Below are 15,657 nucleotides of genomic sequence, written 5' to 3'. Positions count from 1 at the left end.
AGAAGTAGGATACGACTAATGATTTGAATGAGGTTAAAAGAATTCAAAATGAAAAATCGGTAGGAAAAGTAAGTATGAAAGATTTAAACCAAATGTCTCTGTGTCAGACTCTTTGGGCTCGGAATAAATACCTAGTCCTCAGTCATTCCAGTAAGATCTATCTGGAAATTCGTCAATACTTGAAAAGTGAATCGGTAGAAGTAGCTCATGTTCAAGCCTTGATTGACCAAGCTATAGCCCTACCAGAAAACCGAGGTCAGGTCTGCAATGCCTTTCAGCATATCTGGGGCTATTTTAAGAAAAAAGCCAGCACGACTGAAAAAGAAGATTTTATGCATCTTTTGTTTCGTTACCAATCCGGTATGGCTGATCAGAAAGATTTGGTTGTGGCTGTAAAAGACCTGCTCCTCAAGTACCCCAACCCTTATCTGCAAAAATCGACTCTGTTATTTCAGCATGAAGAATGATACTCGGACATTAAGGAGACATCGCAAACCTGTTCTCTTAGTAGCTTTGTGATTTTATAGGATAAGAATATTAATCTATATCTCCAGTCAAATTAGACTGGGGATTTTTCTAATGTTTAAAAGAAAAGATCTAGATCTGATTGATTGCATCAGTAATATAGAATTCTTAATAGAAAACAAAATTCTTTCTCTTGACAAATAAAACAGACAAGTGTAGAATATAAGCATAAACTACAAATGTAGAAAAGGAGGAATCGATATGTCTATTCCGAAGAAAACAATTTTGGCAATTATATCTCTTACAGCAGCTGTCCTCTTAACAGCTTGCTCAGGAAATAACAACCAAGGGACTAATGCTAACTCTCAGTCTCCAGATGTCAAAAGTCAAAGTTCTCAGTCAGCAACTAGTTCTAATACAGAATCTTCTTCTAGTCAAGCAAACTCTTCTAAGCCAACCCAAACTTCCAATCTAGATGGTAGTTATAAGGCGACTGACCATGATGGAGATCAACATCTTCTTCAAATTAATGGAGCCTCTGGGACATGGACGGAGACAGAAGTAGATGGAAGTAAGGAAATCAAGCAAGTTCAGGTTGATACAGCTAATCAGCGTTTGATTGTTGGTGACGATGTTAAAACTTATCAACAAAATGGCAATCAGTTAACTGTTAGCGAACTGGATGACGATCCAGATACTCTAAACTTTACGAAGCAGTAAGTTAGACAACAATCTACTGTAGACATAAACGGATCTCAGGATAATTGCAAAGTGACATAAAAACAGTAGTCACAACCTATTGGAATTGTCGAAAAATAGGACTGAGGTGGACAACTGTTAAACCTGAAGATTTTGCTATTGATTCATTTACTCATGAGTAAGAGCAAGACCATTAAGATTAAGTCCATGATTATCTTTGATTAAATGTAGAAGAAAAACAGCCTTGCTGCGGTCTCTTTAAGATGGAAGTAGGCTGTTTTTGTTTGGAAGGAAATTCATTCTTTATGCTCTCTGCACCAAGCTATCCACCTTGACCATTCGGCAGCCAGGTGGAGCTGGTGTTCTTTAATAAGGCTGTCTGGACAAAGACTGGGGAATTCGACGCAGAATCGGGCTTCTAGGCCTTTTTCTGTGTCGCGAAACTGATGGCGAATACCACCTACATTGCAATCGTTCGCTAGTCTAGCGACACCGACAGATTGGAAGGGATAAGACGCATCACGAGGTTCCTCTATCTCAGCCTCACCACCAAGATCAAGAAAAAACTGTGTCGGCAGAGGACTGTTTCCTGCTGTCTCAATGACTTCAAGGATGCTACCGCGCGACTGCAAGGCATAATGGTCTGGACAGGCACCAAGATTGGCTCTTTTATGAGCATCTGTATTTTCTAACATCAACTTTTCTAGCCTTTTACTGAAAGAAGTGGCAGTCAGTCCACTTGCATAAATCGTTACAACAGCTCTTTTTCGTGGTTTCTTGGACCATTTTGCTACCCATTTCATCAAACATTGGCTCCATTTGAGTTTTGTTCCGATTTTCTGGATTAGCTCCTCGTATGTCAGCTTCATTTTTGCTTCCAGTAGGGCTTGGTCTAAAATCTCCGTCTTGTCAGTATTAGGTAGCTGCAGATTAAGCATCTTAGCTGCTTTAAGGATTCTTTGCTTTCGCCATTGCTCGATTCTTTCTTGACTGACTTCTTTTTGATTGATCATAATCTTCATCTTTTAATCCTCTTGTTCTTGTCTTCTGCTTATATTTATTATATAGTGGGAGCTGGATGGTAGACAAGCACCAATTTTAGAGAGACTGTTGCATTTTGAGGTGAATAGCATGTATGAGAAAAAAAGAAGAGAGACAGAAAAGCTTATAGAGACAAGCTTGCTACAGTCGATGAAAGAGCAGACTTTTGAGACTATCAGTATTCGCCAATTGATTGATTTGGCGGAGGTGAATCGCAGTACTTTTTATCGGCATTATCTGGACAAGTATGATCTGCTAGAGAAGATTGAAAACCGCTTGCTAGATGATTTGCAGGCCTATTATCAAGAGGCTCTAGATTCTGCCTGCTTGTTCAAGTTAGAAAAGGATTTTAAAGTGGAAGACTACATCCATGAGAAACAAAATCTTTTTCATTTTTTTGAGTCATACTTGGAAGACTTAGCCATTCTTTTGGGACCCAATGGTAGTCCTACTAGTTTGCGGCGATTGCAGGAAGCTCTGAGGGAGATTTTTTCGCAGAGTATTTTCTTGGCTGATCCACATTTAGAGGAGGTAGAAGCGGATTTACTGATGAATCATCAGGCGGCTTCCTTTATGGGAACCTTGACTTACTGGTTGGCTCATCCTCATTATAAGTCTCAGCAAATGAGTGATTTTCATACTAAGGTGACCACTGTCGGTCTAGCAGGCTTTGTTAGAGAGCACATGCGGGGAGACTGATGGGATATTTTCTGTATCTTGTTTTTTTATGATATAATAGTCTGGAATCTTTCAAAGGAGGATGGCTTTGTTTTTAGCTTTTAAAGAGATTGTCTACAGTCGCGGAAGGTACCGTATGGTTGTTGCCGTTGTTTTTCTCATTACCTATATGGTTTTCTTTTTATCCAGTCTTTCCGTCGGTTTGGCTCGTCTTAATCGCTTGGCAATAGATCAGTGGGGAGCGCAGTCAGTTGTTTTATCTGAGTATGCCAATAAGAATCTATCTGCTTCGATCATCAAGGAAGAAGAATATGGCCCTCATCTCCAAGGGGACTCAATAGCAGCTTTGGGACAGATGGCAGTAGTAGCCAACCGTGAAGATGGAACAGAAAAAATTAATGCCCAAGTCTTTGGTCTGGCATGGAATAGTTTTTTATCTCCGAAACTGAGTGAAGGTCGGTCAGCTGATAATGCTTATGAAATTATTGTTGATAAACGCCTACAGCAAAAAGGTGTAAAAATAGGCGACCAGCTTCAGCTCAATGGAAGCGAACGCCTCTATCAAGTTGTTGGTTTTACAGAGGATAATAGCTTCTTTACGCAACCTGTAATTTTTATGACTCTAGATGATTTCAGGGAATTAAAGTACGGCTCTAGTCAGGTTAAGAATATCAGCGCACTTATAGTAAAAGATGCTCAGAAGATTGAAGAAGCAGGTCTTAGTCAACTCTCTATGGGGGAATTGATAGAAAATATTCCGGGTTATCAGGCTCAGGTACTGACCTTTTCCTTTATGATTGGGGCGATGGTTCTGATTACATTTTTGGTATTGGGAATTTTCATGTACATCATTACCATACAAAAGACGCATCTTTATGGTATTATGCGCGCCCAAGGAATTGCTAGTAGAAAGATTATTGCTTCTATTTTCTGGCAGATTTTCATCCTGTCCACTCTGGGAATAAGTCTGGCTGTTTTGGCACTTTTGGGGACACAATTGGCCTTACCTGCCTCTGTGCCTTTTTACAGTGATTGGCGAGCTTATGGAGGACTGATTGCCTTGATTGTTCTCATGTCACTGGCTGGAGGACTCTTGTCCATTCGTCGGGTTCTAAAAATTGACCCTATTACAGCAATTGGAGGTGAGTAAATGTCAATCATAGAACTAAAAGGGGTTACAAAAGAATATGGTCAGGGGCATACGCTGGTTCAAGCCCTGAAACCAACTGATTTCCGATTGGAAGCGGGACAGTTTGTAGCTATTATTGGGCCATCAGGCTCGGGTAAAACAACCTTTCTGACCTTGCTGGGGCATTTACAAACTCCCTCAAAAGGACGGATTCTGCTGCATGGGAAAGATACTTCCCAGCTCAAGGAAAAGGAACGGGTGGCTCTGCGTTTCAATGATTTCGGCTTCATTTTGCAGGCCTCCAATCTCATTCCTTTTTTGAAAATCGAAGACCAATTCCAGCTGATTGACCGCTTATCTAAGAAGGAAAGAACGGATCTAGACAGTCTGATTGAGCTACTAGATCTAAAAGGAACACTCAAGCAGTATCCGAAAGAATTGTCCGGTGGGGAACGGCAGAGGGCTGCTATCGCTAGAGCCCTTTACAATAGCCCGGATATTATCTTGGCTGATGAGCCGACAGCTAGTTTGGATACGGAAAGGGCCAAGCGCGTGGTTCATTTGCTTAAAGAGGTTACTCAGAAATTCAATAAGAGTGTAGTCATGATTACCCACGATACCCGCCTACTGGATGAGGTTGATAAGATCTATGAAATGCAGGATGGTACACTAACTCAAGTTCGATAAAGCTTTAAAAAGCTTGTGAGATCTATTAAAACCATTTATAGGCAACCTGTTTTTCGTTGACAGGCTTGTCTTTTTTGTATAAAATCATCATAAGTGAAAGACAGTTTTGAAAGATGAATTATCGAATTTGTTGTAGTGGAATAGGAGAAATACTCATTAGAAATTTTGAGACAGAAATCATAAGTAAAGCAGTTTGTTTTGCTACTTAAATGGAGAGATGGGTTTAATAAGGTTTAATAAAGAATCTAGCTAGCCTTGACTAATCTTTGGAAGGCAAAAGTTGCTACTTTTATTTTTTAAAAGTAATAAATCAGAAAGGAACACAATGCAAAATAAGTCTAAGCTTACACTATGTCTTTTATTCTTGGCAATGTTTGCTCTTTCAGTTTTTCTCTATTTTTCCAGGCGCATTTACTGGAAATATGATGATCAGTGGATTATCGGGAAAAGAGAATGGGAGATAGTGGAGCGTTATGGTAAATTTGATTATGAAACGAAACCCGGCGCCCGAAAGGGATATTATATAGGACAAGAGAATCATTTTTTTGAGACTCATAGAAAAAAGTTGTATTATTTTATTCTTTTTGATAACAATAATAAAGCCAAAAAAGTCGTGATTGGTGGTCAGCCGGGAAAAGATTGAGTGATTTAAAAGTCAATATTGGAAAATGTTACTTGCTTATTACTTTCGAAAGTTTATGGTGCATCTTGAAGCTTAGTGGAAAGATCTAAGTTTTGAGATGTTTTTTTACTAGATTTTCCATATGGGAGCTATCAGTTTAGCAAAATCTCTAGGATAATGAATCTGCTGAAATTTTTAAATATCTAGTAGATAGCAGGAGAGAAGCAAATCTGCTATAATGGTTTTATGATTATTTTACAAGTAAGCAAGATTGAGCGCTCTTTTGCAGGGGAGCTTCTTTTTGACAATATTAACCTGCAGGTGGATGAGGGTGACCGGATTGCCCTCGTCGGTAAAAATGGAGCTGGGAAGTCAACCCTGCTCAAGATTTTGGTGGGCGAGGAAGATCCTACGTCTGGTCAGATCAATAAAAAACGCGACCTGTCTCTGTCCTATCTGGCTCAGGACAGCCGCTTTGAGTCGGAGAATACTATCTACGATGAGATGCTGCTGGTCTTTGATAGACTGCGTCAGCAAGAGAAGCGCTTGCGGCAGATGGAGCTGCAAATGGGAGAATTGTCAGGGGAAGAGTTGACTGCTCTCATGACCCAGTACGATCAGCTGTCAGAGGATTTTCGCCAGAAAGGTGGTTTTACCTACGAGGCCGATATTCGAGCTATTTTGAATGGCTTCAAGTTTGACCAGTCCACGTGGCAGATGAAGATTTCTGAGCTTTCGGGCGGGCAGAATACCCGTCTGGCTCTGGCTAAGATGCTTTTGGAAAAGCCAGAGTTGCTGGTACTGGACGAGCCGACCAACCACTTAGATATCGAGACCATTGCCTGGCTGGAGACTTACTTAGTCAACTACAGCGGTGCCCTGATCATCGTTAGCCACGACCGCTATTTCCTAGACAAGGTTGCGACCATCACGCTGGACTTGACCAAGCATTCCTTAGATCGATATGTGGGTAATTACTCTAGCTTCGTGGTCCAAAAGGAGCAAAAGCTAGCTACCGAAGCTAAGAACTATGAGAAGCAACAGAAAGAAATCGCTGCGCTGGAGGATTTTGTCAATCGCAATCTGGTTCGGGCTTCCACTACTAAGCGGGCTCAGTCCCGCCGTAAGCAGCTGGAAAAGATGGAGCGTTTGGACAGACCGGAGACCGGCGGCCGCTCGGCCAATATGACCTTCAAATCCGATAAGGTTTCTGGAAATGTTGTGCTGACCTTGGAAGATGCGGCTATTGGCTACGGAGAGGAAGTCCTGTCGGAGCCGATTAACCTTGATATTCGCAAGTTTAATGCGGTAGCTATTGTCGGGCCAAATGGGATTGGAAAGACGACCTTGATTAAATCACTAATCGGTCAAGTGCCCTTCATCAGAGGTAAGGAGCAGCTGGGGGCTAATGTGGAAGTGGGCTACTATGACCAGACCCAGAGCAAGCTGACTCCCAGCAATACGGTTCTTGATGAGCTATGGAATGACTTCAAGCTGACGCCAGAGGTCGAGATTCGCAATCGCTTAGGCGCTTTCCTCTTCTCAGGAGATGATGTCAAGAAGTCTGTCGGCATGCTATCAGGTGGAGAGCGAGCGCGCCTGCTCCTAGCCAAGCTGTCTATGGAAAACAACAACTTCCTCATCCTAGACGAGCCGACCAACCACCTAGACATTGACAGCAAGGAAGTGCTTGAAAATGCCCTGATTGACTTTGATGGCACCCTGCTTTTTGTCAGCCATGACCGTTACTTTATCAATCGCGTAGCCACCCAGATCATCGAGCTTTCTGAAACAGGCTCCACCCTTTATCTAGGTGATTATGACTACTATCTGGAGAAAAAGGCAGAGCAGGAAGCCTTGCGTGAGGAGACGGAGCGGGTTGATTCTGATAAGCCTGCCCCTGCCAATGACTATCAAATCCAAAAGGAAAACCAGAAAGAACAGCGCCGGCTGGCCCGCCGCTTAGAGCAATTGGAAGCGCAAATCGAGGACTTGGACAGCCAGATCAGTCAGCTTCAGGAAGCCATGGAGGCCACTAATGACGCCGGCGAACTCATGGAGAGCCAGCAGCAAATCGACCAGTTGACCGCCACCCAAGAAGAAGCCATGCTAGAGTGGGAAGAGCTGGCGGAGAAGGTCTAGTATTTTTAGGGGCAGTCAGTCCGCCCGCTTTGGAAGGAGCTACTGATGACGACAGAAAACGATTGGTTTATGCGGCAGATCAAGGGAGCGGCCAATATGCTTGGTTCGGCTCTGCGCCTAACAATCCAGCATTTGGATCTGGGGCAGTTTGAAGATGAGCAAGGCCGGCAGCTTGATGGAGCTGATTATTTGCAAGAGTTGCTGGAAAGCGAGCATTTTGCAGAGGCTGCTGATTTCGTTCAGGCCCAGATGAAGCACCTGCCTTTCCATCAATATGAAATACTGGCGGACCAGTTCTTGCTTTATCTGGCCAGTCTGGAAGCCCCAGCAAAAGACCGGAATGGCTTGGATGAAGCCTATTTACAGGATTTGGAAAAGCAACTGAAAGAATTTAAGTGGTAAACAAATGGAAAATTTAGGCAAGGTTTTTCGTGATTTTCGTTTAAATGGGCATTATTCTTTGAAGGAAGCGGCGGGTCAGGTTTGCTCGACTTCTCAGCTGTCTCGTTTTGAGCTGGGTGAGTCGGATATGACTCTCTCGAAATTTTTAGATCTCTTGGATAATATTCATGTGACCCTTGAAAATTTTATGGACAAGGCACGGAATTTCCAGCAGCATGAGCACGTGGCCATGATGGGTAAGATTATCCCTCTTTACTACTCAAATGACATCAAGGGATTTCAGGACTTGCAAGCGGAGCAGTTGGAAAAGGCCAAGGCCAGCAGTGTTCCTCTTTACTATGAGCTGAATTGGATTTTGATGCAGGGCTTGATTTGTCAACGAGAGAGTCAGTTTCGCATGAGGCAAGAGGATTTAGATAAGGTGGCTGATTATCTCTTTCAAGTGGAAGATTGGACCATGTATGAGCTGATTCTTTTTGGTAATCTCTATAGTTTTTATGATGTGGACTATGTCTACCGTCTGGGCAAGGAAGTTATGGAGCGGGAGGACTACTACAAAGAAATCGGTCGCCATAAGAGACTAGTCTTGATTCTAGCTCTTAATTGCTACCAGCACTGTTTGGAAAGTCGTTCTTTTGATAAGGCTAGTTATTTTGAGGCTTACGTAGAGAAAATCATTGGCAAGGGCATCAAACTCTATGAACGTAATGTATTCCTCTATTTCAAAGGTTTTGCGGCTTATCAGATGGGACAGAAGAAGCAGGGAATCAAGCAAATGCAGGAAGCTATGCATATCTTTGAAGTGCTGGAACTACCTGAGCAAGTTGCTTATTATCAAGAGCATTTCGATAAGTTTGTGAAAGTATAATTTCCCAAATATGGGAAAAACAAAGAACCTCCCTCCATTTCTGATACAATAGTTTCAGAAATGGAAGGAGGTATTTTTATGAATCGACAGGCAGCACAGCTGATTACACGGGCTGCTATTAATAAAATTGGGAATATGCTTTATGACTATGGAAATAGCATCTGGCTTGCTTCTTTGGGAGCTCTGGGACAGACGGTCTTGGGCATTTATCAGATATCAGAGCTAGTCACCTCCATCTTATTCAATCCTTTTGGTGGAGCCATTGCGGACCGCTTTTCCAGGCGTAAGGTGTTGATGGTAACAGATTTGATTTGTGCTGGTCTTTGTTTGCTGATTTCTTTTATCTCTAATGACCAGCTCATGATTGGAGCGCTGATTTTTGCTAATGTGGTTCAGGCTATAGCCTTTGCTTTTTCTCGACCAGCTAATAAGTCTTATATTACCGAAATTGTGGACAAAGAAGACATCGTGGCCTACAATTCTCATCTGGAATTGGCCTTGCAAGTTATCAGTGTCTCAGCTCCAGTTTTGTCTTTTATCGTGATGCAGTATGCGAATCTGCGCATGACCCTTCAGCTGGATGCCCTTAGCTTCTTTCTGGCTTTTGCCTTGGTTTACTTTCTGCCTAATCATGAGCCAAGCAAGCAGAAGTCTCCCATCAATCTTGGAAATATCCTGAGAGATATCAAGGAAGGTTTAGTTTATATCCGTCAGCATAAAGAAATCTTCTTTCTGCTCTTGGTAGCTTCGGCAGTCAACTTTTTCTTTGCGGCCTTTAATTATCTATTGCCTTTTACCAATCAGCTTTACGGCAAGACAGGCTCTTATGCGACCATTTTGAGTTTGGGAGCTATAGGCTCAATCATTGGAGCCATGCTAGCCAGCAAGGTTAAGGCCAGTATGGGCAACTTACTTGTAGCCCTGCTATTGACCGGTGTTGGAGTCGCAGTCATGGGCGTCTCTGCCTTGATACAGGTTCATCCCTATTTTTCTTATTCTGGTAATCTTATCTGTGAGCTCTTTATGACTGTGTTCAACATTCATTTCTTCAGCCAGGTTCAGACCAAGGTGGACAAGCAGTATCTAGGCCGCGTTTTCTCAACGATCTACACGCTGGCAATTCTTTTCATGCCTCCTGCGACTTTTCTAATGACTCTGCTGCCAAGCGTCCACACTCTTTCCTTTCTACTGATTGGCCTAGGGGTGATTGGACTAGCTTTTCTTTCCTATATCTATCAAATAAGAATACAAAAAACTAGGCTGGAATAAATTCCAACCTAGTTTTTTGAATGTGAGTTTTCAAGTACTTCCTTGGTTTTCTTAAGCTCTTTTTTCAGTGAGAAATTTTTTACCATGCTGATGAGAAAGGTCGTAATAGATCCTAGAAGTACTGAGATCAAAATCAATATAATCAAGGGAAGTTTGAAGCTAAATAGGATAAAGCTAACATTGACGCTCTGCATATTGGCCAAGGAAATACCAGCAACCAATAGAACGGTAATTAAAAGTAGGATATAGTGTAGTTTTTCTTTCATAATATTTCTCCAAGGTATTTATTCAAATTCAGCCTTACTTTTGACATCACCATATTCTTCCTGTTTTTCTAGTGCTAAGATGTCCTCATAAGCTGCCAATTTAAGATCAGAGCCATACTTCTTTTTCAGAGCTGTGGTCACCAGACGGTAGGCCAAGTTTGCATTGCGGGACAAGATGGGACCATGGAAGTAAGAACCAAAGACATTTTTAAAATGAACGCCTTCGCAACCATCATCTTGGTTGTTTCCATTTCCATAGACGACTTTTCCAAGAGGTTTTTCATCTTCAGAGAGGAAGGTACGTCCTTGGTGATTTTCAAAGCCATAGTAGGTCTCATTGAATTCTTCATTATGAATCTTAATATCACCAATATAGCGATTATTTGTCTGGTTGAGGGTGTAATGTCCCATGATACCTAATCCTTCGATCCGTCGACCGGATGCTTCGATATAGTATTTTCCCAAGAGTTGAAAACCACCGCAGATAGCTAACACTACGCCATTTTCGTTGATAAAATTTTCTAAGGCATCCTTTTTAGCTGGTAAGTCACGAGCTACGATCGTTTGTTCATAGTCTTGGCCACCACCAAAGAAGACGATGTCGTAGCTGTCCTTGTCAAAACCATCTTCCAGAGAGACAATATCCACTTGAACTCTAGCACCTAGCTTTTCTGCCACATATTTAAGCATGAGCACATTGCCATTATCTCCATAAGTATTCATGAGATCTCCATAGAGGTGGGCAATTTTAATATCGTAAGGGTAGTCCTGGTTATCAGGAGAAGTGAGGGATGTATAAACCATTAGTTCATCTCCTTTCTAACAACCTGACGCTCTGCCAGCAACTCTCGGAATTCCAGCATTGCAGTATATGTTGCTAAGATGTAGGCATGCTTGGTTTCTTGCTGTTCAATGGCCTTGAAAACTTCTTCTAAGTCTTTGACTTCACTAATCTGATCTGCTGGATAACCCGTTACTCGCAGTCGACGAGCTATTTCGGAGTGACGGACACCACCTGCGATGACATGAGGAATATTCATCGCTAAAATTTTCTCAAAATCAGCATCCCAGATCCAGCTGGTATCAATGCCGTCCGCATAATTAGCATTGAGCAAGACAGATAAGCTAAAGTCAAAAGGTGCAAGCTCAATCATTTCCAAGGCCTGGGTAGCACCAACTGGATTTTTAATCAAAACCAGGGTACACTCTTTATCTCCGATTTTGAAGGTTTCCTGACGGCCAAAGACAGCTCGGCTCTTATCAAAACCAGACTTGATTGTAGAAGGCTCAACTCCAAAGAATTGAGCCACTGACACTGCAGCCAAGGCATTGTAGATATTGTAGAGCCCACCGATATTAATCTGATAGTCTTGCCCATCAATGGTAAAGGCAGAGCGGTTATGCTCAAGAGCATTGAGGGCAGTCAGGCTGTAGTCTAGCTTAGGACGCTTGAAACCACATTCCTCACAGATATAAGCTCCTAGATTGGCATAGGTGTTGAGCTCATACTTGAGGATATGCTCGCACTTGGGACAGAGGATGCCCTCAGTATTATAGTGAGCTAGCTGGGCCTGGCTTTTTTCAGTGTCAAATCCATAGTAGCGGACAGGATTCTTTAGGCTAACTGAGTTAAAGAGAGGGCTGTCCCCATTCATTAGCACTGTCGCTTCAGGAACTTTTGCTGCAGCATCCAAAATCATCTGGTAAGTTGTGTAGATCTCACCATAGCGGTCCATCTGGTCACGGAAAATATTGGTAAAGACAAAGAGGCTGGGCTTGATATAGTCACAAATCCGAGATAGGCTGGCTTCATCTATTTCTAGCACAGCTATATTTTTACCAGATTTGCCTTTTTTAGCAGTCAGGAAGGTTGTGGTAATCCCTGTAATCATATTGGCACCACTGGTATTAGTAGTAACTTCTCCAAAAGCTTCCTTGAGAATGCCCACCGTCAAAGCTGTGGTCAGTGTCTTTCCGTTTGTTCCAGTAATAACCACGACTTCATAGTTATTAGCTAAGTTTTGTAAAATGTTTTTGTCAAAGGTTAAGGCAATTTTTCCAGGAAGAGTAGATCCACGTCCCATTTTGCTGAGGACAAAGTGGGAGGATTTACCTGCCAAGAGACCTAAAAGTGTATTTATCTTCATAAGAATTATTTTATCATAAAAAGTAAATTTGATTACAGAAAAAAACTACTAAAAATGATATAATAGAAAAGAACGTTTTCTTTGATAGGGTGGATTGATTATGAATTTTCAACAATTGTCTAATCTCCAGTACTGGTCAAGTTTGTTTGGCAGCCCCTGGAGTATTTTGATTAATATCATTGATATTGCTTTGGTGGCTTGGATCTTATATTTCTTTACTAAGGCTGTTGCAGGAACAAAAATTATGATTCTCCTGCGTGGAGTTTTTCTCTTTGTATTAGGACAAATAATTGCAAATGTTCTAGGCCTAGCAACGATCTCTTGGCTGATTAATCAAGTTATTACTTATGGGGTTATTGCAGCAGTAGTGATTTTTGCTCCAGAAATTCGAACAGGACTCGAACGCTTAGGTAGAGCAACAGATCTTTTTTCAGCAACTCCTATGAGCTCGGAAGAAAAGCTTATCCAAGCTTCTGTCAAAGCAGTTGAGTATATGAGTCCACGTAAGATTGGAGCTTTGGTTGCGATTCAAGGTAGCAGAACCTTGCAAGAATATATTTCGACTGGAATTCCCTTGGATGCGGATGTATCAGGTGAATTACTGATTAATATCTTTATCCCCAATACTCCTTTGCACGATGGTGCAGTCATTATCAGAGATAATAAGATTGCTGTATCATGTGCTTATCTTCCTCTCACAGAAAATTCAAGGATTTCCAAGGAATTTGGTACTCGTCACCGGGCTGCAATCGGCCTATCTGAGGTTTCTGATGCTTTTACATTCATTGTATCGGAGGAAACGGGAGGTATTTCTATCACTCACAATGGTGTCTTCAAGCATGATTTGTCTCTGCAGGAATTTGAAGAGGAGCTTCGTAAGGTTTTGGCTCCTGATCAACCTGATAAAAAAGGTTGGCATCAGCGTATACTGGGAGGGCATAGAAAATGAAAAACTATAAAAAAATCTGGTATATCCTCTCCTCTGTCTTTTTTGCTCTGGTTTTATTTGTTTATGCAACCTCAAACAATTTCCAAAACAATGCCAACATTCGCTTAAATAAGTCTGAAACATACACTAATACAATTACGAATGTTCCTATTGACGTTAAATACAACAGCGATGAATATTTTATTAGTGGTTTCTCTTCCGAAGCAACAGTTAGTTTGACGGGATCAAATCGCTTAACCTTGGCTAGTGAAATGCAGGAGAGTACACGAAAATTTAAAATAGTAGCTGATCTGACCAATGTTAAGACTGGAATCTCAGAGGTGAAACTAAGCATTAATAATCTACCTAGTGGCCTGACAGCAACAGTAAATCCTGATAAAATCACTGTAAAAGTAGGTAAGCGCGTGAGTAAGACATTTCCTGTACAGACCACTATCACAGAAAGTCAGGTTGCTAAAGGGGTTTCAATTTCAAGTGTCAATTTCGGTGATTCGAAGGTTACCGTCTTTACTGATGAAGATTACATGGAAAGAATTGACCATGTAGAGGCAGTCTTGCCAGAGAGTGATGTCATTAGTGGTAATTATACAGGCGTTGCAACTTTGAGAGCTGTAGACAGTACTGGGACTGCAATACCGAGTGTCATTAGTCCTTATGAAACGACGTTGAAGATTACGACTAAGACGTCAGGTTCTTCTTCGACAAGTACAAGCTCAACTTCTACGAGCTCTTCTAATCATTAATAAAACAGTTTATAACCTGAAAGGAAAAATAGAATAATGGGAAAATATTTTGGAACCGATGGTGTTCGCGGAGAAGCAAATGTGGAATTGACGCCTGAATTGGCCTTTAAATTAGGTCGTTTTGGCGGTTACGTTCTGAGCCAGCACGAAAGTGAAGTGCCTAAGGTCTTCGTTGGACGTGATACACGGATTTCAGGAGAAATGTTAGAAAGTGCCTTGATTGCTGGTCTTTTATCAGTTGGTATTCATGTTTATAAACTTGGAGTTATTGCAACTCCAGGTGTAGCTTATTTGGTTAAGTCAGAAAAAGCAAGCGCCGGAGTTATGATTTCTGCCAGCCACAACCCAGCACTGGATAATGGTATCAAGTTCTTTGGTGGTGACGGCTACAAGTTGGATGATGATCGAGAATTAGAAATAGAAGCTCTGCTTGATGCGACTGAAGATACTTTGCCACGTCCAAGTGCTGAGGGACTCGGAACTCTTGTTGACTATCCAGAAGGACTACGCAAGTATCAACAATACCTAGTTTCAACTGGTTTAGAGCTAGAAGGAATGCATGTTGCTCTAGACACGGCTAATGGTGCTGCTTCAACAAGTGCTCGTCAGATTTTTGCTGATTTAGGCGCTCAATTGACTGTTATTGGAGAAAACCCAGATGGTCTCAATATTAACTTGAATGTTGGTTCGACTCATCCTGAAGCTTTACAAGAGATTGTAAGAGAATCGGGCGCTGCTATTGGTTTAGCTTTTGATGGAGATAGCGATCGTCTGATTGCTGTGGATGAGAATGGTGAGCTGGTTGATGGTGATAAGATTATGTATATCATCGGTAAGTATCTATCTGAAAAGGGTCAGTTGGCTCAAAACACTATTGTCACGACAGTTATGTCAAACCTTGGTTTCCATAAGGCATTAGATCGAGAAGGAATTCAAAAGGCTGTAACAGCTGTTGGAGATCGTTATGTAGTAGAAGAGATGCGCCAATCTGGCTATAATCTTGGCGGAGAACAGTCTGGACATGTGATTATCATGGACTATAATACAACAGGTGACGGCCAGTTAACTGCTGTACAATTAACCAAAATCATGAAAGAGACTGGTAAAAAATTATCAGAACTTGCATCTGAAGTAACTATTTATCCTCAGAAATTAGTCAATATTCGAGTGGAGAATAGCATGAAGGATAAGGCGATGGAAGTACCTGCTATTAAATCAATTATCGAAGAAATGGAAGCAAAAATGGCAGGAAATGGACGGATTTTAGTTCGTCCAAGTGGAACTGAACCATTACTTCGCGTAATGGCGGAAGCTCCAAGTCATGAGGAAGTTGATTTCTATGTTGATACGATTGCGGATGTCGTTCGTGAAGAAATTGGTATTGAATAAATAACTATGAAAACAAAGAAGTAGCATTGATTTTGCTACTTTTTTGTATGAAATGAATCCATTTACATATATATCTTGTACTATAACTGATTTTTTTGTTATTTTTCTATAAAACATTTCCTACTTTTCTGTATTTTAGGTATAATAAAATATGAAGGAGG

At 41.5% G+C, this 15,657-nt stretch carries 17 protein-coding genes; 13 read left to right on the top strand and 4 right to left on the bottom strand.

Going from position 1 to position 15,657, the window contains the following annotated elements; all coding sequences use genetic code 11:
- The first annotated feature begins 74 nt into the window (after positions 1 to 74).
- Together AWH02_RS08460 and AWH02_RS08455 are read left to right on the top strand one after the other, a co-directional pair.
- Positions 75 to 467, top strand: a complete 393-nt coding sequence (locus AWH02_RS08460) for a YbgA family protein (protein WP_060553773.1) — start codon at positions 75 to 77, stop codon at positions 465 to 467.
- 259 nt (positions 468 to 726) lie between these two features.
- Positions 727 to 1,185 (top strand): SP_0198 family lipoprotein, encoded by a 459-nt coding sequence (locus AWH02_RS08455; RefSeq protein WP_060553772.1) that lies wholly within the window; start codon positions 727 to 729, stop codon positions 1,183 to 1,185.
- A 275-nt stretch (positions 1,186 to 1,460) separates the two neighbouring features.
- On the opposite strand, the gene AWH02_RS08450 is transcribed toward AWH02_RS08455, so the two are convergent.
- A complete protein-coding gene (locus AWH02_RS08450) occupies positions 1,461 to 2,186 on the bottom strand; it encodes a hypothetical protein (protein WP_060553771.1) in 726 nt (241 codons plus the stop codon).
- A 109-nt stretch (positions 2,187 to 2,295) separates the two neighbouring features.
- On the opposite strand from AWH02_RS08450, the gene AWH02_RS08445 reads away from it, so the two are divergent.
- The 8 genes from AWH02_RS08445 (at position 2,296) to AWH02_RS08410 (ending at position 10,002) form a co-directional block, all read left to right on the top strand.
- Complete coding sequence (locus AWH02_RS08445) at positions 2,296 to 2,904, top strand: TetR/AcrR family transcriptional regulator (RefSeq protein WP_060553770.1); 609 nt, start codon at positions 2,296 to 2,298, stop codon at positions 2,902 to 2,904.
- 67 nt (positions 2,905 to 2,971) lie between these two features.
- On the top strand, positions 2,972 to 4,033 hold the full coding sequence (locus AWH02_RS08440; RefSeq protein WP_060553782.1) for an ABC transporter permease: 1,062 nt from the start codon (positions 2,972 to 2,974) through the stop codon (positions 4,031 to 4,033).
- Complete coding sequence (locus tag AWH02_RS08435; RefSeq protein ID WP_060553769.1) at positions 4,034 to 4,699, top strand: ABC transporter ATP-binding protein; 666 nt, start codon at positions 4,034 to 4,036, stop codon at positions 4,697 to 4,699.
- A gap of 325 nt (positions 4,700 to 5,024) precedes the next feature.
- Positions 5,025 to 5,342 (top strand): hypothetical protein, encoded by a 318-nt coding sequence (locus tag AWH02_RS11205; RefSeq protein ID WP_223358693.1) that lies wholly within the window; start codon positions 5,025 to 5,027, stop codon positions 5,340 to 5,342.
- Between the two features lie 225 nt (positions 5,343 to 5,567).
- On the top strand, positions 5,568 to 7,463 hold the full coding sequence (locus AWH02_RS08425; RefSeq protein WP_060553768.1) for an ABC-F family ATP-binding cassette domain-containing protein: 1,896 nt from the start codon (positions 5,568 to 5,570) through the stop codon (positions 7,461 to 7,463).
- Between the two features lie 45 nt (positions 7,464 to 7,508).
- Complete coding sequence (locus AWH02_RS08420) at positions 7,509 to 7,865, top strand: hypothetical protein (RefSeq protein WP_060553767.1); 357 nt, start codon at positions 7,509 to 7,511, stop codon at positions 7,863 to 7,865.
- Positions 7,866 to 7,869: 4 nt separating this feature from the next.
- Positions 7,870 to 8,733 carry an Rgg family transcriptional regulator gene (locus tag AWH02_RS08415; RefSeq protein ID WP_060553766.1) on the top strand — a complete coding sequence of 288 codons (864 nt, stop codon included), beginning with the start codon at positions 7,870 to 7,872 and terminating at the stop codon, positions 8,731 to 8,733.
- A gap of 78 nt (positions 8,734 to 8,811) precedes the next feature.
- Entirely contained in the window at positions 8,812 to 10,002 is a 1,191-nt protein-coding gene (locus AWH02_RS08410; RefSeq protein ID WP_060553765.1) for an MFS transporter, read from the top strand.
- A gap of 8 nt (positions 10,003 to 10,010) precedes the next feature.
- Here the strand turns inward: AWH02_RS08410 and AWH02_RS08405 are convergent, their stop codons facing one another.
- Genes AWH02_RS08405 through murT form a run of 3 tightly spaced genes read right to left on the bottom strand, consistent with a single transcriptional unit; the run spans position 10,011 to position 12,415 of the window.
- Positions 10,011 to 10,268 (bottom strand): lipopolysaccharide assembly protein LapA domain-containing protein, encoded by a 258-nt coding sequence (locus tag AWH02_RS08405; RefSeq protein ID WP_012000335.1) that lies wholly within the window; start codon positions 10,266 to 10,268, stop codon positions 10,011 to 10,013.
- 18 nt (positions 10,269 to 10,286) lie between these two features.
- A complete protein-coding gene (gene gatD, locus AWH02_RS08400) occupies positions 10,287 to 11,072 on the bottom strand; it encodes a lipid II isoglutaminyl synthase subunit GatD (protein WP_060553764.1) in 786 nt (261 codons plus the stop codon).
- Positions 11,072 to 12,415: a lipid II isoglutaminyl synthase subunit MurT gene (murT, locus tag AWH02_RS08395; protein WP_060553763.1), complete on the bottom strand. Its 1,344-nt coding sequence runs from the start codon at positions 12,413 to 12,415 to the stop codon at positions 11,072 to 11,074. The genes gatD and murT overlap by 1 nt, the downstream gene beginning before the upstream one ends.
- Positions 12,416 to 12,515: 100 nt before the next feature.
- On the opposite strand from murT, the gene cdaA reads away from it, so the two are divergent.
- Genes cdaA through glmM form a run of 3 tightly spaced genes read left to right on the top strand, consistent with a single transcriptional unit; the run spans position 12,516 to position 15,496 of the window.
- The gene (gene cdaA / locus AWH02_RS08390) at positions 12,516 to 13,364 is read left to right on the top strand and encodes a diadenylate cyclase CdaA (protein WP_060553762.1); all 849 of its coding nucleotides are present in this window, start codon (positions 12,516 to 12,518) and stop codon (positions 13,362 to 13,364) included.
- Positions 13,361 to 14,107 carry a CdaR family protein gene (locus AWH02_RS08385; RefSeq protein ID WP_045502387.1) on the top strand — a complete coding sequence of 249 codons (747 nt, stop codon included), beginning with the start codon at positions 13,361 to 13,363 and terminating at the stop codon, positions 14,105 to 14,107. The genes cdaA and AWH02_RS08385 overlap by 4 nt, the downstream gene beginning before the upstream one ends.
- 36 nt (positions 14,108 to 14,143) lie before the next feature.
- Positions 14,144 to 15,496 (top strand): phosphoglucosamine mutase, encoded by a 1,353-nt coding sequence (gene glmM / locus AWH02_RS08380; protein WP_045502390.1) that lies wholly within the window; start codon positions 14,144 to 14,146, stop codon positions 15,494 to 15,496.
- Positions 15,497 to 15,657 lie beyond the last annotated feature (161 nt).

The sequence above is a fragment of the Streptococcus gordonii genome (assembly GCF_001553855.1).
In the GTDB taxonomy this organism is placed as follows: domain Bacteria; phylum Bacillota; class Bacilli; order Lactobacillales; family Streptococcaceae; genus Streptococcus; species Streptococcus gordonii.
Note: the sequence above shows the minus strand (reverse complement) of the source record. Positions and strands in the feature narration are given on the sequence as shown.